Source organism: Streptomyces sp. NBC_01454, assembly GCF_036227565.1.
Lineage (GTDB): Bacteria > Actinomycetota > Actinomycetes > Streptomycetales > Streptomycetaceae > Streptomyces.
Genome location: NZ_CP109460.1, coordinates 1820462 through 1843796 on the forward strand (window position 1 = coordinate 1820462; position 23335 = coordinate 1843796).

Sequence of the window (23335 nt, forward strand, 5' to 3'; positions counted from 1 at the left end):
AGCCCCCAGGAAGATTCGCAAACTACGCTCCTCGGTCACAGCCGGAATCAGTGCATCCCGAGCGGGGTGGGGCGGGGTGGGGCGGGGCGGCGCGGCCAGGCGAGGGCGGAGGCCCAGGGGCCGGGGAACCCCTCAACACACCACCGCCCGCCGCGCCCCGTGGGGGCGAGCGCGGCGGGCGGCAGGCGGAGCTGAGGTGGCGAGGTGGTTACTCGACGACCTTCAGCAGCTTGTTGGGGGTTCCCTCGGTGGGGTTGGTGATCTTGTCGGCGGTGGCGCCGTCGGTGAGGGCCTTCTCCACGTCTGCGGGCTTGGCGTCCTTGTGGCCGGCCAGGTAGACCGCGGCGGCGCCGACGACGTGGGGGGTCGCCATGGAGGTGCCGGAGATGGTCTTCGTGGCGTCGTCGCCGGTGTTCCAGTCCGAGGTGATGTCGGAGCCGGGCGCGTAGAGGTCCACCGCGCTGCCGTGGTTGGAGAAGTCGGACTGCTGGTCGTCCTTGGTGCTGGAGGCCACGGTGATGGCTTCCTTGACCCGCGCCGGGGAGCTCTGGCCCGCGTCGGCGCCGTCGTTACCCGCCGCGACGCCGAAGGTGACGCCGGCGTCGATGGCCTTCTTCACGGCCGAATCCAGCGCCTCGTCCACGCCGCCGCCGAGCGACATGTTGGCGACCGAGGGGCCCTTGTGGTTCTTGGTGACCCAGTCGATGCCCGCGACGACCTGCTCGGTGGTGCCGGAGCCCTGGCCGTCGAGGACCTTGACGGCGACGACCTTGGCCTTCTTGGCGACGCCGTGCTCGGTACCGGCGATGGTGCCCGCGACGTGCGTGCCGTGGCCGTTGTCGTCCTCGGCCTTGTCGCTCTTGCCGATGGCGTTGAAGCCGTACGAGGCGCGACCGCCGAAGTCCTTGTGGCTGATGTGGATGCCGGTGTCGATCACGTAGGCGGTGACGCCCTGACCCGCGCCGGCGGGGTAGGTGTACTTCTTGTCGCCCTTGGTGTCCGTCTGGTCGATGCGGTCCAGGCCCCACGACGGCGGGTTGGCCTGACTGGCGGTGATGTGGAACTTCTTGTTCTGTACGACCTTGTCGACGGCCGGGTCGGCGGCGAGGCGCTTGGCCTCCTCGTCGTTCAGCCCGGTCGTGGAGAAGCCGTCGATGGCGGACGAAAACTTCCGCTTGACCTGGCCGCCGTACTTGGCGGCGAGGTCGCCGCTCTCCGCGGTACGGATCGACTTCTTCAGCATGACGATGTAGCTGCCGTTGACGGCGCCCTTGGCCTGGGCTCCGTAGATCTTGCCTTCGGCGGCGGGGGACGCCCCCGCGGTGACCGCGGTGACGGTGGCGATACCAGTAGCGGCAACCGCGGCGCCTATCGCCGTGACCAGCCGCTTCTTGCTGGAACGCTGGTGAGCCATTGCGAGGGTTCTCCTCGTTCGTGGTGTGGGGGGAAAGCGTTGCGCAATAGCCCGAGGAGACCGGAAGATCTCCGTCGGACTGGCTCGAAACCCTGTCTGATTGCTCAGTCCGATTTCAAGACCAGCCACGGCGTGTGAGATAAGCAACAAGCTCCGCGAAAAGGGAAAGGTTTCAGAAGTGGTCAAAAAGACCAAGGAGTTGAAGCCAGGTGACTCAACTCCGTTTACATGAATGCAATGGGCGGAGTTTCGGTGACCGTGAACGGTGCCTGGAGGGACCCGAGTTGGCCTCCCGTGGGGCCGGGCGGCCGTCGCCACCCTCAGCGCTGGTAGCGGGCCAGCACCAGATTGCCGTCGTTGACGAGCCGCTTCCGCAGGGTGTCCAGGTCGATGGCCCCGCTGTAGTACTCCTGGAGTCCGGGAGTGCGGCGCCAGGGGCCCGCACCGTCCATCGCGGCGGCCTCGTGGAGTTCGCCCGGCACAATCTGCAGGCCGGCCAGCAGGGTCACGGTGGTCTGCGGCATCCCGGCCCAGACGCCGACGACGAGGACCGCGGGCAGGGCGGTGGCCGGCCCGCCCAGCCAGTCCCGTCCGTCGCCGGCGCCGAACAGGCCGAGGTGACGCAGGGTCTCGTTCAGGAGGCCGGCGTCGGGGTGGTAGACCAGCCGCCACATGATGCCGACGACGACCTCGGGCATCGCCCACGGAATGATCGCCAGTGCCCGGGCGAGCCGGCGCAGCCGCAGATCGCTGTGGAGCATCAGGGCGAGACCGAGCGCGAGGACGAACTGCGGGACGGTGACGCCGAAGGCCCATAAGAGGCCGATCCGGAAGGAGTCCCAGAACAGCGCGTCGTGGAACAGATCGGAGTAGTTCAGCAGCCCGATGAACCGGGTGGCCCGGGTCCGGCCCGACTGGGCGTCGGTGAAGGCCAGCCCGATGCCGTACAGCAGTGGCCCGACGCTCAGCAGCAGGATCGGCAGGAGCGCGGGCAGCACCAGGAACCAGGCGCCGTGGTCACGCCGCAGCCGGGCGGCGCGGTCCACGGCTGCGGCGGACCGCCGGGGCACGGTCGCACGGGTCACGGCACCGACTCCTCGGGCGCGGTTCGGTGCGGCGGCGGGCCGCTGAGCCCTCCCCCGGCTGCCCCAGCGCTGCCCGCGTCGCAGTGTCCGCGGTGTGCTGCGATGCGAACGGTGCAGGAGTCCGGGCAGCGCCGAGGCAGCCGATTTCGGCTGAAGTTCCTGGGTTGCCGAGCCACTTCACACCGTGGCGGTCGGCTGCCCGGACAGCAGCGTCGACTACCGGGCTGCTGGAACCTGTGCGCCCCTTCAGATGCGGGACGTGACCGCGGGGCTACTTGGATTCGACGTGTCCTACTGGGTCGGGTCCGGTCGTCAGTGCCTCGCAGGTGGTCTGCCAGGCAGGGGCGCCGGGGCGGAGTTGGGTGTGGAGGTAGGCCGCGGTGAGCCGGGCAAGTGCGGCGACTCGCTCGGGATTCTCGTCGGTGGTCTCGGCGGCGTCGTATCCGGCGATCCCCCCGAGTCCGTGTTCCGCGCCGAACAGGGTGAGCAGGGTCTTGGGGCCGGGGGCGAGGGTGTAGGGGTCGGTGTGCCAGTCCGGCCCCATGTCCGTGAAGTGCCGGGAGTCGTCCTTGTCGCCGGCGACGACCAGGGCGGGTGCGGTCATGGTGGAGAAGTCAATGGCCCCGATGATCGGCCACAACTCGGCCATGGGCCCGTTGAGGACGTCACCGCCCCTGCCGGGCGCGGCGAGCAGTACGCCCGCCTTGATCCGGGGCTCGACGAGGTGCGCCACTCTCCCGGTCTCGGGGTCGGTGAGCCCGGCACCCAGGAGGAGGGCTGCGGTGAAGCCGCCGAGCGAGTGCCCGGCGAGGGCGACCTTGGTGTGGTCGATCCGTCGGGCAAGCTGCGGCACGGCGTTCTCGATCGCGTCGAGCCGGTCGAGGATGTGGGACATGTCCTCGGCGCGGGAGCGCCAGAAGTCGGGTGCGCCAGGGGCGTCGGCGACCAGGTGGGTCAGTGTGCTGGAGGTGAGGTGGGTGGGTTGGACGACGACGAATCCGTGTGCCGCCCAGAAGTTGGCGAGCGGCGCGTAGCCGTTGAGCGAGGAGAGGTTGTTCGAGGAGCCGTGGCCATGGGAGAGGAGGATGACGGGGAGGCCGGTTCCGGTCGCCGGTGCGGAGACGCGTACCTGGAGATCCACGGGACGTCCGGGCACGGACATGACTACGGGGCTGAACGACAGGACCGGCACGGGCGTGCCCAAGACGTCGGCGGTAGTGGATGTGCTCACGGTGTGGGTTCCCTTTCGGTGGCGCCTGCCGCCCGCCGGTCTTCTGCGGCCGGCGGGCGAGCAGGCGGGCAGGGGCGTCCCGCTTCGGCTAAGCTGAAACGGAACGCTGCTCCATTTAGTATCTGGAGCACTGCTCCGCTTTGTCAATCGGTATCGAAGGAGAACGTGATGGCCGCCGAGGGCCCCGCAGGGGATTCGCCGTCTCGAAGCAAGCGGGCCGACGCTCAGCGCAACCGGGAGACCGTGCTCACCGCCGCAGCCGCGGTGTTCGTCACCTCCGGCGTCGACGCGCCGATCCGCCGGATCGCGGCCCAGGCGGGCGTCGGGATGGCCACGATCTACCGCCACTTCCCGACCAGGGCGGACCTCGTCACCGCCGTGTACCGGCACCAGATCGAGGCATGCGCCGAAGCCGGCCCGAGCCTGCTGGCCGGCGTCGACTCGCCGCTCGACGCGCTGCACCAATGGATCGACCTCTTCGTCGACTTCCTCGTCACCAAGCACGGCCTCGCCGACGCCCTGCAGTCCGACAGCGACCGCTTCGCCGCGCTGCACGCCGACTTCCTCGACCGCCTGCTGCCCGTCTGCGCCCAACTGCTCGATGCCGCGGTCGAGGCCGGCGACATCGAGCCCGGCACCCAGCCCTACGAGCTGATGCGCGGCATCGGCAACCTGTGCATCGGACGCGACAATGACCCCCGATACGACCCCCGACGCCTGATCGCTCTCCTCCTCCGGGGGCTTCAGCGACCGCAGACGTCCTGATGCCGACGAGCGACATCGCGGCCACGCCCCTCCCCGAATTCCACGCGATCCGAACGGCCGCCGCACCACAGCCGGAGACACCGGCACGCAACAGCGCCCCCTGAGCCGGTGCTGTCACTCCTCATGAACATCGAACACGGCATCATCAGGACGCCGCTCGACGTCGTGAACATCCACTGTCGTCACTCGTGAACAAAGCCGCGGTGGAGCGGCGTGCAGATCCAAGGGCAGATCAACAGGCAGATCGGCAAGGGGATCACCAGGCGGATCAACGGGTGGGCCACGGGGGCGAGCCGTCCGCCCGGGAAGGCCCCGGAATCCGCCGGGCGGACCTGCGACACTGGTCGCGTTCCCGCACCGCAGGAGGCATCCGATGACCGCACCGAGCTCCGCCGCCTTCACGGAGGCGCGCGCCCGGGACGTACTGGCCGCGGCCGGACGGCCCGATGCGGCGGCCGGCGCCGAGCTGCTCTCGCTCGGCGAGAACGCCGTCTTCGCCCTCGGTGACCACGGGCCGGTCGTGCGGGTGGGCCGCAGCGCCGAACTCCTGGAGCGGGCCGAGCGGGAACTGGAGGTGGCGCGGTGGCTGGCGGCCGAGGGCGTACCGGCCGTACGGGCCGCGGAGCCCGTGGCCACGCTGCTCGACGGGCATCCAGTCACCTACTGGCAGCGGCTGCCGGCGGCCGAGCGCCCCGCCTCGCCCGAGGATCTCGCCACGCTGCTGAAGCTGGTCCACTCGCTGCCGGAGCCGCCGTTCGCACTCCCCCGCCGCGAACTGCTCGGCGGCGTCGAGCGCTGGCTGCGGCTGGCCGGCGACGCCGTGCCGGCCGCGGACGCGGACTATCTGCGCGGGCGGCGGGACGCCTTCGCGGCCGCCGCCTCGGCCCTGGAGCCGCGGCTGCCCCGCGGCCCCCTCCACGGCGACGCGCTGCCCCGCAATGTGCACATCGGGCCGGACGGGCCGGTGCTGGTCGACCTGGAGACCTTCTCCTCGGATCTGCGGGAACACGACCTGGTCGTGATGGCGCTGAGCCGGGACCGCTACGGCCTGTCCCCGGCGGCCTACGACACCTTCGTGACCGTCTACGGCTGGGACGTACGGGACTGGGAGGGCTGCGCCGTGCTGCGCGGGGCGCGGGAGACGGCGAGCTGTGCCTGGGTGTCCCAGCACGCGCCCGGGAACCCGGCGGCGCGCACGGAATTCCGGCGCCGGATCGCCTCGTTGCGCGAGAAGGACGCGACCGTGCGGTGGTATCCCTTCTGAGCCGGGCGGCCGGGGCATCCGGGCGCTTCCGGCCGGGGCAGCGGCGGTAGCGGAACGGCAGCTCCGGCGGAACCGGAACGCAGCGGGAGCCGCGGTGCTCAGACGCCGGCCTGGTAGGGGATCAGCGGCCAGGCCGGCTCGACTATCGCCCGGGGATCTCCGGAGCGCCGCAAATACTCCTGGAACGACGCGGCTTGTTCGGCGGCGGCCTGCTCCTGGAGTGCGTGCAGCGCACGGGGCGACGGGAGGGCGACGGCCGGATACTTCTCCCCGATCCGCCGGGCGACCCCGGCAGCGGCCGCGGCGTCGGCGCCCGCTTCGTGTGCGCCGTCGAGCCGGACGCCGTAGTGGCCGCAGAGCGCCTGCAGTGCGCGCTTCCCCTTGCGGTAGCGGTCCACGTGCTTGTCCAGGACGAGGGGGTCGATGACCGGGGCGGGGGCATGCCCGAGCCGCTCGGTCAGGGTCCGCAGGCCGTGGCGCCGGCACTCACGGTCCAGCAGCGAGAGGTCATAGCGGGCGTTCATCACCACCAGTGGGATGTCCGCGCGCAGGGCATCGGCCAGCGCCTCGGTGATGTCCTCTATGGTCTCCGCCGGCGGGCGCCCGTGTTCTTGGACATAAGCGGTCGAAATGCCGTGAATGGCCGCGGCTTCCTCGGGAATCGGCACGCCCGGATCGAGCAGCCAGGTCCGCTGTGCGGCGGCCCGGCCGTCCCCCTCCAGCCGGAGCAGGGCCGCGGTGACGATGCGGTCCTGCTCGACGTCGGTGCCGGTGGTCTCCAGGTCGAAGCTGACCAACAGCTCCTGATGCCAGCTCATGTGGCCTCCTTCGGTGGTACTTCCCCCGTTGCCCGCCCACTCTCGCACGCACCACTGACAACCGACCGGCCACCCGACGCGCGCAGCGGCCCCGCCACCCCGGCCCCCGCACCCGCACCCGCACCCGCACCCGGCACGTAACCTTTCCTCCTCCGTTCCCGCCCCCTCCCGCCCCGCCCGGGACACTAGGCTGGCCGTCATGGACCTACGGCTGGCAGGACAGGGCGCGCTGGTGACGGGCAGCAGTTCGGGCATCGGTGCGACGATCGCCGAGATGCTGGCGGACGAGGGGTGCGAGGTCCTCGTGCACGGGCGTAATCCGGGGGCCGCCGCCGCCGTCGCCGAGCGGGTCGCCGCCCGCGGCGTGCGGGCCGAGGTGGTGCTGGGGGATCTGACGGAACCGGGCGTCGCCGAGCAGGTCGCGCTCACCGCACGGGACTTCGGGGCCCGCATCCTCGTCAACAACGCCGGTCCGTTCGCCGAACACGACTGGGACAGCTCCCAGCCGTCCGACTGGCGGGCCGCCTTCGAGGGGAACGTGCTGCCGACGGTACGGGTCAGCCAGACGCTGCTGCCCTCGCTGCGCGCGCACGGCTGGGGCCGGGTGATCACCATCGGCAGCCGTGCCGTGCGGACGCCGCTGCCCCACATGGTGACGTACTCCGCGGCCAAGGCCGCCGTGGTGAACATGACCACCAGCCTGGCCCGCCATCTCGCCGGGACGGGCGTCACCGCGAACTGTGTGAGCCCGGGGGTGATCGTCACCCCCTCCATGTACCGGATGATCGAGGAGCGCGCGGCCGCCGAAGGGGACGAGGGGGACGAGGGGGCCGGCCGGGACGAGGCGGACATCGTCGCGGAGTACGCGCCGAACCCGAGCGGACGGCTGGGGCGGCCGCAGGACATCGCGGCCGCGGTCGCCTATCTCGCGAGCCCGCTGGCGGATTACGTCAACGGGATCGAACTACGGGTCGACGGAGGCATCACGGGAACGCCGTAGCGGCCGCCGTTCCCTCCGGGGCGCCCCGCCCTTCCGCTTCTCCGTGCGCAGCAGACCTTCCGCGGCCCGGTCAGGAGACCGGCCGCGAATCCGCCCACATGCTCTCGAATTCCTCCCGGTAGGTCTCGAAGAGGCCGTGGTCGCCGTCGCGCCCCTCCCGGGCGTCCTGGCGGACGACCTCGCGGCCGCCGCCGCGGAGGACCAGGACCGGGGACTCCATCCCGCGGCTCTTACGGAGGTAGGGCTGGACGACGGCCACGCCGTCCGGCCCGTCGCCGTCGACCAGGTAGGCGGTGAAGCGCGGGGTCTCGTCGAAGACCTGGATCTCGAAGGCGCCGGGGTCGCGCAGCCGGGCGCGCACCCGTCGCATATGGAGGATGTTCATCTCGATGGAGCGGCTCATCTCGCCCTTCTTCAGGCCGATTTCGCGCTCCCGGCGGCGGACCGCACTGCTGGCCGGGTTGAGGAAGAGCAGCCGCACCCGGCAGCCGGATTCGGCGAGCCGGACCAGCCGCCGGCCCGAGTAGTTCTGGACCAGGAGGTTCAGCCCTATGCCCACGGCGTCCAGGCGGCGGGCGCCGCCGAAGAGGTCCTCGGCGGGCAGCTGGCGCTGCAGCCGCACCCGGTCGGGGTGCACCCCGATGACATCGGCGTAGCGGTCGCCGACCAGGTCCTCCACCGCGTCGATCGGCAGCCGTCCGGAGATACGGGTGCCGACACCGGAGCCGAGTATGTCCAGCAGGCGGGCGGAGGCCCGCTCGGCCTGGGCGAGCACCGTCTCGGACAGCGCGCGGTTGCGGGAGACGATATTGCGGGCGACCTCGAGTTCGTCGAGGGCCAGCTCGACATCGCGGCGGTCGTCGAAGTAGGGCTCGAAGCAGGGCCAGTGCTGGACCATCAGTTCGCGGAGTTGCGGCAGGGTCAGAAAGCTGACGATGTTGTCGTCGGCGGGGTCGAGGAGGTAGCCCTTGCGGCGGCTGACCTCGCGCACGGCGACCGCGCGCTGCACCCACTCCTGTCCGGCCGGGCCGGCCGCGGCGATCACCCATTCGTCGCCGTGCACCGGCTCGTAGATGGGCCGCAGGACGGCCGCGACGACGGCCCGCAGTCGCTGCTCTACGAGATTCAGCCAGATGTAGGCGCGCCCGGCCCGGCGGGCCCGGGTGCGCACCTCGCTCCAGGCATCGGCGCCCCAGTCCAGCTCAGCGCCGATCTCCAGCGGTCGCGCCAGGGACACCGCGCCGGGCGGTGCGTCGACGGAGCCGCCCTCATGGCCCTCATGACTCTCGTCACCAGGGGGCAACTCCAGCCCGCCGCTCACCTGCCACCGCCTTCCGAACCCCCGTGCCAACGATCAAGGCAGACTACTGCGGTGCGGGAGGCGGTGCAGCAGGATGGGTCGAGTCGGTCAGCAACTCCCCTTATCCATAGTGCCCGTTGTGCCCGGCCAACGCGGGCGGAGTGAGCGGATTCATAGCGGTCACATCGCGGGGCACCAGCTGGAAGCCCTGCCAGTGCACGGGCATCGGCTCCTGGTCCTCATCCCTGGCGATGTGGTGGAATCCGATGTTGACCCACGCGATGGGGTGTTTCAGCGGCTGGCCGTTGACCCAGGTGTCCACGCTCCGGCCGGCTCCCTCCCCACAGTTGGCCAGGTTGTTGCTGGCGAACTGCTCACATGCCTTGTAGTCGGTGACATAGATGTCGTGCCGGGTGTATCCGCGGCCGGTGTATTTGGTGGAGCGGCCCGGGACGATCTCGTACGAGCGCGGATGGCCGTCCTTGTTCTTTCCGGTGTCGCTCACCACCCGCCACCAGCGCAGCGGCCCGGCGTCGCCGGCCAGCTCCTTGGTGACGGGGGTGCGGGTGGTGCGGATGGTGGGGGTGCGGCCGCCGGACCGGGCCGTGAGCGCGGAGTCGAACTGCTCGACCTTGTTGGTGGTGGAGCCGTCCAGGCCGAAGTTCAACCGCCAGAAGACGTTGTGGCTGTGGCTGGTGGCGTAGTCCTTGGCGCCCTTGCCGAGGGGCATCCCTCGGCCGTCGCCGGCGTCGTAGTCACCCGGGGAGACGGTGCCGGTGGCGCCGACCTGCATGGTCATGGTGCCGTCGCCGGCGAACCGCCACTCGGTGATGTACTCGTACCAGCCGACCTTGTTAACGGTGTAGACCAGCAGGTCCTTGCCCTGGAGCTGGTAGGTCCGGGCGCTCTCGCCCGGGTAGGGGCCCTTGCGGTAGGCGTGGCCGCGGGCGCGGGTGGTGGCGCACAGACCGCTGACGTCGGGGTGCGCGGGGTCCCAGGCGCCGGGCACCCGGACGGTCTTGATCGTGCCGCCGGGGCATTCGGCCGGGTCGAGCTTCTGCAGCCCCTGTGCGAAGCCCTGGCCGGTGAGGTCGTCGTACTCGTTGGTGCCGTCGTCGTAGGGGACGTGGATCTGGGCGAGCTTGGCGGTGGTGAGCACCTTGACCGGGGCGCGTTCGCCCTTGGGCTGGTAGGAGATGTCGTCCAGGACGAGGCCGGCGTTGCCCTCGTAGTGCCAGCACATGCGCCAGACGGTGCCGCCGTCGAGCGTCTGGGTGAGGCGGTAGGCGGGGCTGCACCGGGGAGCGGGTGCGGCGGGAGCCGTGGGCGCGGCCTGGGCTGCCGGGCCGGTCAGGAGGGCGGGCGCGGCACACAGCAGTGCGGCCGCGGCGAGTGCCGTGGTGCGGCGGCGCGGGCCGCGGGAGCGGGCACCGGTGGGGCGGCTTTCGGGCATGACGGGGCTCCTGTGCGAAGGAGTGACGGTGGGGACGCGCTCAGCCCAGGCGGGCGACGGTGCGGGCGCTGAGGTCGATGACGAAGCGGCGGGTGTCGATCCACTGACCGTTCTTGATCTTGGTGAAGAGACGGACGCAGCGGTGTTTCCCGCAGTCGCCGAGGGCTCCGGGGGCCGCGCCCTCCGCCCGGCCGCGGTAGACGAAGCCGGTGACGGACAGCGGGCCCGGGCCGGTGAGGTCGTGCCCGGTGGCGTCGCGGTAGTCCTGGCGCAGACCGGCCCCCAGCGGGGCGGCGATCAGCAGCCGGGCCGCCTCGACGGCCTCGTCGTGCCCGGGCGGCGGCTGGACGCCGTGCTGGGTGTCGGCCGACTCCACCGCCGAGGTGGTGAGATTGACGGTCGTGGTGAGGTAGCTGTCGCTGCGGTAGTCGTAGAACGAGACCCTCGCCCGGCGCGGCGGGTCGGCGAGCCGGTTCTCCGCGGGGGTGAGTTCGACCAGGTCGGTGGTGAGGCGCTCGAGCCCCGGCTTCCCGGTGACGTCCGCGGTGGCGCCGTGGCGCGTACGCGGCAGCGCCAGGTCCTGGGCGCGCCGGAGTTCGTCGTCGGTGAGCGGGTCCCGTCCCGTCCCGCGCTCCCCCTGGGCGGGGGCCTTTTCGACGACGCCGGGCGGTGGCAGTCCGCCGTCGCGCCCCGGGGCGGGGGCGCCGGCCGCGGCGGGGCGGCTGCCGTTCCCGCTGCCGGCGGCGGCTCCGGCGTCGGAGGGCAAGGTGATCGCGGCCATGGCGGCGGTACCCGTGAGCGCGAGTGCGGCGCCCGCGACGATCTTGCCGAGGTGGCGGTGCATCAGGTGGTGCACAGTTCCCCCCTGCTGTCACGATCCGTGACACGCATGTCGGTCCCCCGTCGGTCCTCCAGTAGGACGACTGATAGGACGATCCGACATCGCGACAGGTTGCCCACCATTCAGCGGAGATCTCGCGAAAAGCCCTCTCTGTGCGACAAGTTGCGAAAAGTTGGGCAAGGATTGCGTCTTGTTCCGCTGAGGTGTGTCGTGGCGTCGCCGCAGCGCCCGCCGAGAAAGTGGAAGGGTCTACCCCATGCAGGTCTGGCCGGGACAGATGTATCCGCTGGGTGCCACCTATGACGGGGCGGGCACCAACTTCGCGGTGTTCTCCGAAGCCGCGAAGCGCATCGAACTGTGTCTGCTGCACGACGACGGTTCGGAGACCGCCGTCGAGCTGCGCGAGAGCGACGCCTTTGTGCGGCACGCCTATCTTCCGGGCGTGATGCCGGGGCAGCGCTACGGCTTCCGGGCGCACGGCCCCTACGAACCGGAGCGGGGGCAGCGCTGCAACTCGGCGAAGCTGCTGCTCGACCCGTACGCCCGGGCCATGAGCGGCCGGATCGACTGGGACGAGGCCGTCTACGGCTACCACTTCGGGCGCCCCGAGGTGCGCAACGACCTGGACTCGGCGCCGCACACCATGGCGTCGGTGGTGGTCAACCCGTACTTCGACTGGGGTGACGACCGCCCGCCGCGCACCGCGTATCACGAAACGGTGCTCTACGAGGCCCATGTGAAGGGCCTGACGATGCGCCATCCGGAGCTCCCCGAGGAGCTGCGCGGCACCTATGCCGCGCTGGCGCATCCGGCGATCATCGACCATCTGACGAAGCTCGGGGTCACCGCCCTGGAGCTGATGCCGGTGCACCAGTTCGTCCAGGACCACCGGCTGGTGGACGCGGGGCTGACGAACTACTGGGGCTACAACACCATCGGATTCTTCGCCCCGCACAACGCCTACGCGTCCTGGGGCGACCGCGGACAGCAGGTGCTGGAGTTCAAGACGGCGGTACGGGCGCTGCACCAGGCCGGTATCGAGGTGATCCTCGATGTGGTCTACAACCACACGGCCGAGGGCAGCCATCTGGGCCCGACGCTGTCGTTCCGGGGGCTGGACAACGCCTCGTACTACCGGCTGTGCGAGGATCGGCAGTACTACATGGACACCACGGGCACCGGTAATTCGCTGCTGATGCGCAGCCCCCATGTGCTGCAACTGGTGATGGACTCACTGCGCTACTGGGTGCAGGAGATGCGGGTGGACGGCTTCCGCTTCGATCTGGCGGCGACGCTGGCCCGGCAGTTCCACGAGGTGGACCGGCTGTCGTCGTTCTTCGACCTGGTGCACCAGGACCCGGTCGTCAGCCGGGTGAAGCTGATCGCCGAGCCGTGGGACGTCGGTGAGGGCGGCTATCAGGTGGGCAACTTCCCGCCGCTGTGGACCGAGTGGAACGGGAAGTACCGCGACACCGTGCGGGATCTGTGGCGGGGCGAACCGCGCACCCTGGCGGAGTTCGGCTCCCGGCTGACCGGCTCCTCCGACCTCTACCAGGAGGACGGCCGGCGGCCGCTGGCCTCGGTGAACTTCGTGACCTGCCACGACGGCTTCACCCTGCGCGATCTCGTCTCGTACAACGACAAGCACAACGAGGCCAACGGCGAGGACAACCGCGACGGCGAGCGCTTCAACCGGTCCTGGAACTGCGGCGCCGAAGGACCGACCGACGACCCCGGGGTCCGGCGGCTGCGGGCCCGGCAGATGCGCAACTTCCTGGCGACGCTGATGCTGTCGCAGGGCGTGCCGATGCTCAGCCAGGGGGACGAGTTCGGGCGCAGTCAGGGCGGCAACAACAACGCGTACTGCCAGGACAACGAGCTGTCGTGGGTGCGCTGGCCGGAGCGCCGGGGTCCGGGCGGGGCCGAGGGGGCCGACGAAGTGGGCGAGGCCGGCGAGACGGCGGCGGACGCGGACCGGGCGGAGGAGGCGGACGGGGACGCGGAGGAGCTGGCGCTGCTGGCGTTCGTCCGGCAGATGGTGTGGCTGCGGCGCGACCATCCGGTCTTCCGGCGGCGGCGGTTCTTCCAGGGCCATCCGAGGGAGGGCACCTCCGACGAGCTGTCCGACATCGCCTGGTTCACGGCGGACGGCCAGGAGATGGGGCCGCGCGACTGGCAGTCGGTGCACGCCAAGTCGCTGACGGTGTTCCTCAACGGCAGCTCCCTCTCCGAGCCGGGCCCGCGGGGTGAGCCGGTCACCGACGACTCGTTCCTGCTGATGTTCCACGCCCACGACCAGGAGAAGGAGTTCATCGTGCCGGAGCATCTGGGCCGGCAGTGGCAGGTCGTCGTGGACACCGACCGGCCGCGGGCGGTGGCGGACGGCGGGGGCGCCAAGGTCAAGGCCGGCGACCGGCTGACGCTCATCGGCCGGAGCCTGCTGGTGCTGCGGCGGCCGGCGTAGGGCACGCCCCAGGTGCGCCGGCGGAGCGCCCGTGGCCGCGGGTGCCCCACGGCGCGCCGACGCGCCGGACGGCCCGACACCAATGCCGGAAGCGGATGACACAACGGGCCGCTTGCGGGGTACGGGTGTTCCCATGACGCAGCCATCGAGTCCGTCGCCGACCGCCACCTACCGGCTGCAGCTCCAGCCGGACTTCCCGTTCGCCGCCGCGGAGCGGGCGGTCCCGCATCTTGCCGCCCTCGGCGTCTCCCACCTGCATCTCTCGCCGGTGCTGGAGGCGGTGCCGGGGTCCACGCACGGCTATGACGTGGTCGATCATGCGACGGTCCGGGCCGAACTGGGCGGCGAGGCGGGGCTGCGGGCGCTGGCGGCCACGGCCCGGTCGCACGGCCTCGGGCTGGTCGTCGACATCGTGCCGAACCACATGGCCGTGCCGGAGCCGCTGTCGCTGAACGGGCCGCTGTGGCAGGTGCTGCGCGACGGCCCGGCGTCCCCGTACGCGCGGTGGTTCGACATCGACTGGGACGCGGGACACGGCGGCCGGCTGCTGCTGCCGCTGCTCGGCGGCCGGCTCGGCGAGGAGACCCGGCAGCTGCGCGTCGACAGCGAGGTGCTGCGGTATCACGGGCACGCCTTTCCGCTGCGTCCCGGTACCAAGGGGCTGCCGCTGCCCCGCCTCCTGGACGCCCAGTGGTACCGCCTCGCCTGGTGGCGGCTGGCCCGCAGCGAGCTGAACTACCGCCGCTTCTTCACCATTTCGGAGCTGATCGGGATCCGTGCCGAGGACCCCGAGGTCTTCGAGGCCACCCATGGCACGGTGCTGCGGCTGCTGCACGAGGGCGTCATCGACGGGCTGCGCGTCGACCACCCGGACGGGCTGGTGGACCCCGGCGGCTATCTGGCCCGGCTGCACGAGCGGACCGGCGGCCGCTGGACGGTGGTGGAGAAGATCCTCAGCGGTGACGAGCGGCTGCCGGCGGGCTGGGCCTGCGCGGGCACGACGGGTTATGACGCGCTGCGGCACATCGACGGGCTGTTCGTCTGCCCGCAGGGCGCGGGGCGGCTGTTCTCCCACTACCGGGACTTCGTCACGCCGCTGGCCGACGAGGGCGGCGACTGGGAGGAGACGGTGCGCCGGGCCGCGTACGAGGTCGTCACCCACGACCTGGCCGCGGAGGTCGAACGGCTGGTGCGGACCGCGGCCCGGATCAGCGCGCGCGTCCCCGCGCCGGGCGACCACGCACCGTGGGCGCTGCGCCAGGCCCTGCGCGAACTGCTGGTGCGGCTGCCGGTCTACCGCCCCTACGCCGCCGAGCCGGGGCAGGCCGCGCACGACGCGGCGATGCTGGGCGCGGTGGCCGCGCGGGCACGCACCGCCTTCCGGGTGCCCGAGGAGGCACGGGCGGTGGACCTCGTCCACGATCTGGCGCTCGGCCGTCTCACCGACGACCCGGACCACGACAGCGCGGACTGCGCCGACTTCACCGCCCGGTTCGCCCAGACCGCGTCCGCGCTGCGCGCCAAATCCGTGGAGGACACCGCCTTCTACCGCTATCCGGTGCTGCTGTCGGCCTGCGAGGTCGGCGGCGACCCCGGCACGCCGGCGCTCGCCCCCGCGGCGTTCCACGCGTACTGCGCGCGGATGCAGCGGGAGCGGCCGGAATCCGGCACCGTGCTCTCCACGCACGACACCAAACGCAGTGCCGATGTACGGGCGCGGATCGCGGTGCTGTCGGAGTGCCCCGACCGGTGGCGGGACGTGCTGGGGGCGATGCCCGGCACGGCGGTGTGCGAGATCGGCGGCGACCGGGCGGGCGGTGCCGGCCCCAGGGATCCGATGGTGTCGTGGCTGGCATGGCAGACCGCGTTCGGCCTCGGGACACCGGCCGGCGGACCGGCGGCGGACCGGGTGGCGCCCGCGGTCCTCAAGGCGGTGCGGGAGGCCGGGCTGCGCACCACGTGGACGGAGCCGGACACCGGCTACGAGGAGGCGGTCGAGGAGTTCGTCCGCAACGGCCCGTGCGGTCCCGCGGCCGCCCCGCTCACCACGCTGGGGGATGAGCTCGCGCCGTTCATCCGCGCGAACGTCCTGGGTGCGGCGCTGCTGCAGCTGACCATGCCCGGCGTGCCCGACCTCTACCAGGGCACCGAACACGTGCAGCCGGAACTGGTCGACCCGGACAACCGGCGCCCGGCCCGCTTCCGCCCCGAGCTGCTCGACGCGCTGGACGGCGGAGCAGCTCCGCACGACCTCTCGGGCGACAAACTCCGGCTGACCGCCACGGCCCTGCGCCTGCGCCGCGACCATCCGCAGTGGTTCGGCGCCACGGCGACCTACGAACCGGTGTACGCGGAGGGCCCGGCGGCCGAGCACTGTGTGGCCTTCTGCCGCAGCGGCCGGGCCCTGACGGTGGTGACCCGCCTCGCGCTGCGCCTGGTCGAGACCGGCGGCTGGTGGGACACCCTGCTGCGCCTCCCCCCGGGCGGCCCCTGGCACGAACTCCTGACCGGCCGCACCCTCCCGGAGGGCGCCGTCGTGGGCCTGAACGAGCTGCTGGACGAGTCACCGGTGGCGCTGTTCGTGCGGGGGTGAGGGCTGGTGGGGCGGGGCGCAGCCATGCTCCGGCCCGCGCCCTGAAATGCGGTTGCGGGTCCGCGCAGGGCCGGCAGCATGGCCGCGTACGACCGATTTCCCTTCAGCAAGGAGCAACGGAATGCGCGGATTCCTCGGAACTACTCATCGCCCCCACCGGACGACAGTTCTTGAGGACTTCACCTTCCATGCTTCCTTCGCACACCCTGAACATCGGGATTCTCGCCCACGTCGACGCCGGTAGACCAGCCTCACCGAGCGGCTGCTGTTCGACGCCGGCGCCATCGGCCGGCTCGGCAGTGTCGACGCCGGTGACACCCGTACGGACACCGGCGAGCTGGAGCGGCTGCGCGGCATCACCATCCGCTCGGCCGTCGTCTCCTTCACCGTCGGCGGGGTCCGGATCAACCTCATCGACACCCCCGGCCACGCCGACTTCATCGCCGAGGTCGAACGCGCCCTGGGGGTGCTCGACGGCGCCGTGCTGCTGCTGTCCGCGGTGGAGGGCGTGCACGCGACCGGCCGGTGCGGCGGAGCACGGGGCGGGTGAGCTGAGGCGGCGGCCGCACCCCGGGGTGCGGCGCGGCCGGCCGGGTGCGGGAGACCGGCGCGGGCCCGCCGCGCCGCCCGCTCAGCGCTCCGTCAGGACGTAATCCACCTGACCGAAGGTGATGTGGTCGCCGGGGCCGACGGGCACCTCGCCCACCACCCGGCGGCCGTTGACGCAGGTGCCGTTGGTGGAACCGAGGTCGCGCAGCACCCAGCCCTTGCCGGCGCTGCGGAGTTCGGCGTGGGCCCGGGAGACCGTGTCGTGGTTGAGGCGCAGGCCCACGCCGGGCGCCCGCCCGATGAGCAGCGGGAGCGGGCCCGGCGCGGGCAGCAGCAGCTTCGGCAGCCGCTCCCTGCTCCAGGCCCGGCGCACCCGGATGTGGAAGGCCGAGGCCCGGCCCACCATCCGCAGGACGGTGCCCTGGACCTTGCCGCGGCTGGCCAAATCGGCGGTGGCCACATCGATTTCGGACTGTTGCTGGGCGGTGAGCACGAGTTCCAGTCGCCGCAGAAAGGTGTCCTGGGACAGGCGTCCCTGCGCCGCGCCGTCACGCAGCAGATCAAGAGCGCGTTCCCGGTCCGCATCCGACGGGCGCGCCGGACGCGCGGGGAACTCGAGCGAAGTCATACCGCGATTCTCGGGCTCCCGCGAGCCGCTGTCCAGGCGATGTGGCCGCGCGGACGGTGCAGGTGGGCGGGCGGGTCGAAGCAGCGGGCCGCGGGATGGCGCGAGATGGCCGGTGTCGACGCGCGGGGCCGGCCGGCGGTGCGCGGGCATGCTTTCTTCGTCGGGACCGCGAACGAAGGAGGACGGCCGTGCTGTTCGAGGTGTGGGCGCCGGGTGCCGGACGGGTCGCTCTCCAGTGGGCGGGGGACCGCGCCGGGGAGCCGGCCGTCGTGCTGGAGCGCGACCCCGGCCGCGCGGGGTGGTGGCGCACCGAGGCCCCGGCCCGCGACGGTGACCGCTATGCCTTCCGGCTCGACGACGGGCCACCGCTCCCCGATCCGCGGGCCGTCCGGCTGCCGGACGGCCCCGGCGGGCCGGGTGCGGTCGTCGAGCACGACCGGTTCCGGTGGCGGCACCCCTGGCCCGGCCGCCCGCTGCCCGGCGCGGTGCTCTACGAGCTGCACGTCGGCACCTTCACACCCGAGGGCACCTTCCGTGCCGCCGCCGCACGGCTGCGCCACCTCGCCGACCTGGGCATCACCCATGTCTCCCTGATGCCGGTCTGCCCCTTCCCCGGCGAGCACGGCTGGGGGTACGACGGGGTCGCGCCCTGGGCGGTGCACGAGCCGTACGGCGGGCCGGACGGCCTCAAGGGGTTCGTGGACGCCGCGCACGGTCACGGTCTGGGCGTGCTGCTCGACGTGGTGCACAACCACCTCGGCCCGTCCGGCAACCCCCTCCCGGCGTTCGGGCCGTACTTCACCGAGACCCACCACACCCCCTGGGGCGCGGCGGTCAATCTCGACGCCCCCGGGTCCGCCGAGGTGCGCGGCTACTTCCTGGGCAGCGCGCTCTCCTGGCTGCGGGACTTCCGGCTCGACGGACTGCGGCTGGACGCCGTCCACGCCCTGCACGACGACGGCACCCCGCATTTCCTGGCCGAACTGTCCGCCGCCGTCGATGCGCTGGCCGGGCAGCTGGGGCGGCCGATGTTCCTCGTCGCCGAGTCCGACCTCAACGATCCGGGGACCACCGCACCGCGGACGGACGGCGGTCTCGGGCTGCACGCCCAGTGGAACGACGACTTCCACCACAGTCTGCACACCGCGCTGACCGGCGAATCCCAGGGCTACTACGCCGACTTCGCGCGCGCCCCGCTCGCCGCCCTCGCCAAGACGCTCACCGGTGGCTTCTTCCACGACGGGACCCCCTCCGGCTTCCGCGGCCGGGCCCACGGCGCACCCCTCGACCTGCGGGTGACACCCGCGTACCGGCTGCTGGCCTACGCCCAGACACACGATCAGGTCGGCAATCGCGCACTCGGCGACCGGCTCGCCGCCGGGCTCTCCCCCGGCCTGCTGGCCTGCGCCGCCGCCCTCGTGCTGTGTGCGCCGTTCACCCCGATGCTGTTCATGGGCGAGGAGTGGGGGGCGACCACACCGTGGCAGTACTTCACCTCGCACACGGATCCGGAGCTGGCGGAGGCGGTACGGGCCGGGCGGCGGCGCGAGTTCGCGGCGCACGAGTGGGCCGGCCGGGCCGGGGACTGGCCCGATCCGCAGGACCCGGCGACCCGCGACCGCTGCGTCCTGGACTGGGCCCAGCCGGCCCGGGAGCCGCACGCCACACTGCTGGCCTGGCACCGCACGCTGCTGGCGCTGCGCCGTGAACTGCCCCCGCTGACCGATCCGGATCCGCGCCACACCGCCGTCCGCTTCGACGAGCAGGCCCGCTGGCTGCTGCTGCGGCGGGGCCCGCTCCGGGTGGCGGTCCACCTCGCGCGGGACGCCACGGCCGCCGTCCCCGTCGACGGCGCGGGGCGGGGCGGGGCCGGGCTGCGGGCGCTCGCGGGCTGGCCCGGCGCGGTGCTCCCCGGCGCGGACGGGGTGCTGCGGCTGCCGCCGGAGTCGGCGGTGGTGCTGGGGCCGTAGCGCGGGCGGCAGCACGGTGGGGCGCTCGGCTGAAAAGGTGAATGGCTGTCAGCCTCCCTTGTGCGGCCATCCCCCGGATGGGTTACTGGTGCTCCTACCAGGTGGGCCGCCCGTCCCTCCGCTGGGGAGAGGCGGCGGTCGGTCCACGGGTGAGCGGGCTCGGCTGGCATCAGCATGGCGTCGCCCGGCGGAGGGTTCCGCCAGTCGGCGCCGACACGGGTGTCGGCTGGTGGGTGGCTCCATTCCGTCCGAGGAGGACGTCTTGCGAGCCATCCATGTTGTGCGCGCCCTGCTGGCGGCCGGTGTGCTTCCGCTGGCCTTGGTTTCCGCTCCCACCGCCCACGCCGCGCTCCCGGTTCAGGTGGCGTGCGGCGAGTCGGCGCTGGTCGATGCGATCAACCACGCCAACGCCGCCGGAGGCGGCAGCCTGACCCTCGCTCCCCTGTGCACGTACACCCTGACCAGCGCCCACAGTGCGGGCGGATCGGGGCACCCGGCGGGGTTGCCGAACATCACCACCCCGATCTCCATGACCGGCCTCGTCACACAGATCACCCGGGCACCGGGCGCACCGGCTTTCCGGATCTTCGAGGTCGACGGCCCGCCCCAGGTCCCGGGTGCCAACGGCCGGCTCAGCCTGACCACCGTGACGGTCAGCGGTGGTGACGCCGGCCTCGGTGTGGGCGGGGGCATCGCCAACCTCGGCGGCGCGGTGACGCTCACCAGCAGCACGGTCAGCAACAGCAAGGCGTCCTACGGCGGCGGCATCTACACCGACGGCGCACTGACGCTCACCAGCGGCACCGTCAACGGGAACACCGCGGGCGTCGCCGGCGGCGGCATCTTCACCAACGCCGGGACGGCGACCTTGACCGCCAGTCCGGTCTTCGGCAACCAGCCGACCGACTGCGATGCCCCGCCGCCTGCCGTCCCCTCCTGCTGAAGACGGCCCGGCGCCGCACGCAACTACGGCTTCCCGGGCCGCAGTTGCGTGCGAGTGCTGCCGCGGGGGCTCAGGACGGGTCGTAGACGTAGGGCAGGGCGTTGCTGTTCCCGGCCGGGGTGTGCGCCACGACATTCACCGTGCCGGGCGCGCCGCCCGGCGAGGTCGCGACGACCTGGGTGTCGGAGATCGCCGCGAACGACGTGGCCTGGCCGCCGCCGAAGGTCACCGCGTCGGTGTAGGTGAGGTTGCTGCCGCCCAGCACGATCGCGTCGCCCCCGAGACCGGAGCCGTGGGAGGGAGTGAGGCTGGTCAGGACCGGCGCGCCGAGGTACATGTAGTGCGGGTTCCCGGTGGCCTCGGTACTGGTCCCGCCCGGTGTGGTCACGGTGACGGTGACGGTGCCCGAACCGGCCGGCGCGGTCACCGTCAGCTGACTGTCGGAGACCACGGTGATCGCAGTGGCCGGATTCCCCCCGAAGCTCACCGCGCTGGTCAAGGTCAGACTGCTGCCGAAAATGGAGACGGTGTTGCCTCCGGTGACCGGACCGAGGTGCGGGGACAGGTCGTTGACCGTGGGCGCGGCGAGGTAGAAGTACGGCAGCGGATTGCTGGTGCCCCCGGCGGTGGTGACCGTGACATTCACCGTGGACGGCGGCCCCGTGGGTGCACTGACGACGATCTGAGAAGCGGTGTTGCTGAGCACGGCCGCCGGATTGTTCGCGAACTTCACCGACGTGGCGGCCGAAAGATTCGCCCCGCTCAAGATGACGGCATTTCCGCCCGACGTAGGCCCCGCGGTCGGAATGAGACTCGTGAGCACCGGCACAGCAGCGGCCACATACGAATACACCAGCGCATTGCTCGTACCCCCCGCCGTCGTCACCGTCACCCCCACCGACGACACCACCCCCGCCGGCGCGATCACCACCACCTGAGAAGCCGTATTACTCACCACAACCGCCGGAGTGACACCGAACTTCACCGACGTCGCACCCGAAAGATTCGCCCCGCTCAGGGTGACGGTATTGCCGCCCGCCGTAGGCCCCGAGGACGGACTGAGACTCGTGAGCACCGGCACAGCAGCGGCCACATACGAATACACCAGCGCATTGCTCGTACCCCCCGCCGTCGTCACCGTCACCCCCACCGACGACACCACCCCCGCCGGCGCAATCACCACCACCTGAGAAGCCGTATTACTCACCACAGCCGCCGGAGTGACACCGAACTTCACCGACGTCGCACCCGAAAGATTCGCCCCGTTCAAGATGACGGCATTTCCGCCCGAGGTGGGCCCCGAAGTGGGATTGAGGGCGGTGAGTACGGGGGCCGCGACCGAGGTGTAGGTGAAGAGGACGTTCTGGGTGCTGGTCCCGGTCGGTGCGGTGACCGTGACGGTGACCGTGCCGGTCCCTGCGGGCGTGCCGGCCGTGATCTGCGTATCGCTCACGAGGAGGAAGCTGGCGGGGTTGGGACCGAACTTGACCAGGGTGGCGCCGGTGAAGCCGGAGCCGGCGATAGTGACACTGGTATTGCCTTCAGGAGCACCTTGGTTGGGGCTGACGCCGGTCACTACGGGGGCCATGACGCTCGTCTCCTTCTCGTACCGCCGGGAACGGTCGCGCCCCGGCGCGCGGTTGCCGGCCGGGGCGGAGGCGTCGCCGCCCGTCCGCGTCATGCGCTGCGGACGGGCGGCGACGTGGTGGTCGTACAGTCGGTGCCGGTGGAGCCGGCGGTCAGATGATGGTGAAGGCCTGGGCGTTGGAGTTGCCGCCGCAGGTGTGGACCGTGATGGTCCCGGCGCCGGCGGCGAGTCCGCCGGGCACGGTGGCGACGAGTTGGGTGCCACTCACGGGCGTGAAGACCGCGAGGGCGGTGGCGGTGGCACTGTCGGTGAACGTGACGCTGTCGACGCCGACGAAGCCGGTTCCGTTGACGGTGATGTCGTCCCCCGCCGTACCCGACGTGGGAAGCACCGAGGTGACGGCCGGCGCGAGGTAGTAGTCGACCAGCGTGGTGCCCGAGGCGCTGGTGCCGCCGGCGGTGGTGATGGTCACCGGCTGGGTCGAGACGGTACCGACCTGGCCCGGGTTGGCCGGCGCGGTGAAGGTGACCTGGCTGGACTGGGTGGGGCTGACGGCCACGTTGCCGACGCTGCCCACCCCGACCTGTGTCCCGGAGAGGAAGTTGGTGCCGAACAGCGTCACCGAGCCGCCGGTGGCGGCCGATACGCAGGCCACGCTCAGCCCTGTGGTGGTCGGGGTGGCGATGACGAAGAACGGCAGCGCGTTGCTGGTGGCGCCGGCGCTGCTGGTGACGCTGACGGATACCTGGCCGGAGCACGGCGCCGTACTGGGCACCACGAAGGTGACCAGGGTGGCGGTGACGCTTGTCGGGGTGACAGCCGCCGAACCGAAGTTCACCCTCGTGGTGGTGGCCAGACCGGTTCCGTTGATCTGGACGGTGTCCCCGGGTTTGCCCTGATTGGTGGTGGTCGTGGTGTCCACCAACGAGGTGATGGTTGCCATGAGCTCTCTCCTTCGAATGTGCCGCTCTGCCGGGGGTGGGCAGGAGCAGGCGGGTGGCTGACCCTGTCCGCAATCGCAGGGAGATGTCCCGGCGGGGCGGGAAGGTCGTGTGAAGACCCGTTGGGCGGGCACCTGGCGCGGGTCGTCCCGTGTGCACTGACGCGGCGCCGCACACAGGGCGCCGTCAATCTCGTGTGAGTTGATTAAAGCCAAGGGATGAAGGAGGCGGCAGGTGGAATTGACGCAGCGAGAGTTTGATAGGTAAATAGGCTGAAAGGCCGTTGGCCGACCCCTTCCGCCGTTGCGCGCCCCCGGTGGGTACCGCTCAATCCCACTGACAACCGCCCGTGTTGGCGTGCGCGGCGTCATGTTCCCGCGGGGCGGCATCATGGGGGTCGCGGCACGGCACCATGGCGACACGAAATCCGTTACAGGGACGTCCTGTTGGGGCCGGCGGGATCACGGCGGGGACTCTTCGGACGTCGC

At 71.7% G+C, this 23335-nt stretch carries 16 protein-coding genes and 2 pseudogenes; 8 read left to right on the forward strand and 10 right to left on the reverse strand.

Annotation, left to right across the window (positions count from 1 at the left end; genetic code table 11):
• Nucleotides 1–208: 208 nt before the first annotated feature.
• From OIU81_RS07855 to OIU81_RS07865, 3 genes and pseudogenes are all read right to left on the reverse strand, one after another.
• Complete coding sequence (locus tag OIU81_RS07855; protein ID WP_329145259.1) at nucleotides 209–1414, reverse strand: S8 family peptidase; 1206 nt, start codon at nucleotides 1412–1414, stop codon at nucleotides 209–211.
• 425 nt (nucleotides 1415–1839) lie between these two features.
• A pseudogene (locus OIU81_RS07860) lies at nucleotides 1840–2484 on the reverse strand (carbohydrate ABC transporter permease); the annotation flags it as partial.
• 286 nt (nucleotides 2485–2770) lie between these two features.
• Complete coding sequence (locus OIU81_RS07865; RefSeq protein WP_329145261.1) at nucleotides 2771–3730, reverse strand: alpha/beta hydrolase family protein; 960 nt, start codon at nucleotides 3728–3730, stop codon at nucleotides 2771–2773.
• A 168-nt stretch (nucleotides 3731–3898) separates the two neighbouring features.
• On the opposite strand from OIU81_RS07865, the gene OIU81_RS07870 reads away from it, so the two are divergent.
• Both OIU81_RS07870 and OIU81_RS07875 read left to right on the forward strand, forming a co-directional pair.
• Entirely contained in the window at nucleotides 3899–4495 is a 597-nt protein-coding gene (locus OIU81_RS07870; RefSeq protein WP_329145263.1) for a TetR/AcrR family transcriptional regulator, read from the forward strand.
• A 373-nt stretch (nucleotides 4496–4868) separates the two neighbouring features.
• Nucleotides 4869–5759, forward strand: coding sequence for an aminoglycoside phosphotransferase family protein (locus OIU81_RS07875; RefSeq protein ID WP_329145264.1), 891 nt, complete (start codon nucleotides 4869–4871; stop codon nucleotides 5757–5759).
• Between the two features lie 98 nt (nucleotides 5760–5857).
• Here OIU81_RS07875 and OIU81_RS07880 read toward each other — a convergent pair whose 3' ends face one another.
• Entirely contained in the window at nucleotides 5858–6577 is a 720-nt protein-coding gene (locus tag OIU81_RS07880) for an exonuclease domain-containing protein (protein WP_329145266.1), read from the reverse strand.
• Nucleotides 6578–6776: 199 nt separating this feature from the next.
• Between OIU81_RS07880 and OIU81_RS07885 the strand changes: the two genes are divergently transcribed.
• Nucleotides 6777–7577, forward strand: coding sequence for an SDR family NAD(P)-dependent oxidoreductase (locus OIU81_RS07885; RefSeq protein ID WP_329145268.1), 801 nt, complete (start codon nucleotides 6777–6779; stop codon nucleotides 7575–7577).
• A gap of 70 nt (nucleotides 7578–7647) precedes the next feature.
• Here the strand turns inward: OIU81_RS07885 and OIU81_RS07890 are convergent, their stop codons facing one another.
• The 3 genes from OIU81_RS07890 to OIU81_RS07900 all read right to left on the reverse strand — a co-directional run bounded on the left by OIU81_RS07890 (nucleotide 7648) and on the right by OIU81_RS07900 (nucleotide 11186).
• Nucleotides 7648–8898 (reverse strand): SAV2148 family HEPN domain-containing protein, encoded by a 1251-nt coding sequence (locus OIU81_RS07890; RefSeq protein ID WP_329145271.1) that lies wholly within the window; start codon nucleotides 8896–8898, stop codon nucleotides 7648–7650.
• Nucleotides 8899–8998: 100 nt separating this feature from the next.
• Nucleotides 8999–10330: a copper amine oxidase gene (locus OIU81_RS07895; RefSeq protein WP_329145272.1), complete on the reverse strand. Its 1332-nt coding sequence runs from the start codon at nucleotides 10328–10330 to the stop codon at nucleotides 8999–9001.
• A 40-nt stretch (nucleotides 10331–10370) separates the two neighbouring features.
• On the reverse strand, nucleotides 10371–11186 hold the full coding sequence (locus OIU81_RS07900) for a Tat pathway signal sequence domain protein (RefSeq protein ID WP_329145274.1): 816 nt from the start codon (nucleotides 11184–11186) through the stop codon (nucleotides 10371–10373).
• Nucleotides 11187–11427: 241 nt separating this feature from the next.
• On the opposite strand from OIU81_RS07900, the gene glgX reads away from it, so the two are divergent.
• From glgX to OIU81_RS07915, 3 genes and pseudogenes are all read left to right on the forward strand, one after another.
• Complete coding sequence (glgX, locus tag OIU81_RS07905) at nucleotides 11428–13635, forward strand: glycogen debranching protein GlgX (RefSeq protein ID WP_329145277.1); 2208 nt, start codon at nucleotides 11428–11430, stop codon at nucleotides 13633–13635.
• Nucleotides 13636–13768: 133 nt separating this feature from the next.
• Complete coding sequence (gene treY, locus OIU81_RS07910) at nucleotides 13769–16228, forward strand: malto-oligosyltrehalose synthase (protein WP_329145279.1); 2460 nt, start codon at nucleotides 13769–13771, stop codon at nucleotides 16226–16228.
• Between the two features lie 188 nt (nucleotides 16229–16416).
• Nucleotides 16417–16754 (forward strand): annotated as a pseudogene (locus OIU81_RS07915) (GTP-binding protein); the annotation flags it as partial.
• Nucleotides 16755–16859: 105 nt separating this feature from the next.
• Here OIU81_RS07915 and OIU81_RS07920 read toward each other — a convergent pair.
• A complete protein-coding gene (locus OIU81_RS07920; protein WP_329145281.1) occupies nucleotides 16860–17405 on the reverse strand; it encodes a DUF1707 and FHA domain-containing protein in 546 nt (181 codons plus the stop codon).
• Nucleotides 17406–17593: 188 nt separating this feature from the next.
• On the opposite strand from OIU81_RS07920, the gene treZ reads away from it, so the two are divergent.
• Entirely contained in the window at nucleotides 17594–19375 is a 1782-nt protein-coding gene (gene treZ / locus OIU81_RS07925) for a malto-oligosyltrehalose trehalohydrolase (RefSeq protein WP_329145283.1), read from the forward strand.
• 262 nt (nucleotides 19376–19637) lie between these two features.
• Entirely contained in the window at nucleotides 19638–20318 is a 681-nt protein-coding gene (locus OIU81_RS07930; protein WP_329145285.1) for a hypothetical protein, read from the forward strand.
• A 70-nt stretch (nucleotides 20319–20388) separates the two neighbouring features.
• Here the strand turns inward: OIU81_RS07930 and OIU81_RS07935 are convergent, their stop codons facing one another.
• Together OIU81_RS07935 and OIU81_RS07940 are read right to left on the reverse strand one after the other, a co-directional pair.
• Nucleotides 20389–21906: an IPT/TIG domain-containing protein gene (locus tag OIU81_RS07935; RefSeq protein WP_329145288.1), complete on the reverse strand. Its 1518-nt coding sequence runs from the start codon at nucleotides 21904–21906 to the stop codon at nucleotides 20389–20391.
• A 151-nt stretch (nucleotides 21907–22057) separates the two neighbouring features.
• Complete coding sequence (locus tag OIU81_RS07940) at nucleotides 22058–22849, reverse strand: IPT/TIG domain-containing protein (protein ID WP_329145290.1); 792 nt, start codon at nucleotides 22847–22849, stop codon at nucleotides 22058–22060.
• Nucleotides 22850–23335: the final 486 nt, after the last annotated feature.

Excerpts from the sequence above, each read along its gene's own strand:
- OIU81_RS07855 (WP_329145259.1), bottom strand. The coding sequence starts at position 1,414 with ATGGCTCACCAGCGTTCCAGCAAGAAGCGGCTGGTCACGGCGATAGGC.
- OIU81_RS07870 (WP_329145263.1), top strand. The coding sequence starts at position 3,899 with ATGGCCGCCGAGGGCCCCGCAGGGGATTCGCCGTCTCGAAGCAAGCGG.
- OIU81_RS07875 (WP_329145264.1), top strand. The coding sequence starts at position 4,869 with ATGACCGCACCGAGCTCCGCCGCCTTCACGGAGGCGCGCGCCCGGGAC.
- OIU81_RS07880 (WP_329145266.1), bottom strand. The coding sequence starts at position 6,577 with ATGAGCTGGCATCAGGAGCTGTTGGTCAGCTTCGACCTGGAGACCACC.
- OIU81_RS07885 (WP_329145268.1), top strand. The coding sequence starts at position 6,777 with ATGGACCTACGGCTGGCAGGACAGGGCGCGCTGGTGACGGGCAGCAGT.
- OIU81_RS07895 (WP_329145272.1), bottom strand. The coding sequence starts at position 10,330 with ATGCCCGAAAGCCGCCCCACCGGTGCCCGCTCCCGCGGCCCGCGCCGC.
- glgX (WP_329145277.1), top strand. The coding sequence starts at position 11,428 with ATGCAGGTCTGGCCGGGACAGATGTATCCGCTGGGTGCCACCTATGAC.
- treY (WP_329145279.1), top strand. The coding sequence starts at position 13,769 with ATGACGCAGCCATCGAGTCCGTCGCCGACCGCCACCTACCGGCTGCAG.
- OIU81_RS07920 (WP_329145281.1), bottom strand. The coding sequence starts at position 17,405 with ATGACTTCGCTCGAGTTCCCCGCGCGTCCGGCGCGCCCGTCGGATGCG.
- OIU81_RS07935 (WP_329145288.1), bottom strand. The coding sequence starts at position 21,906 with ATGGCCCCCGTAGTGACCGGCGTCAGCCCCAACCAAGGTGCTCCTGAA.
- OIU81_RS07940 (WP_329145290.1), bottom strand. The coding sequence starts at position 22,849 with ATGGCAACCATCACCTCGTTGGTGGACACCACGACCACCACCAATCAG.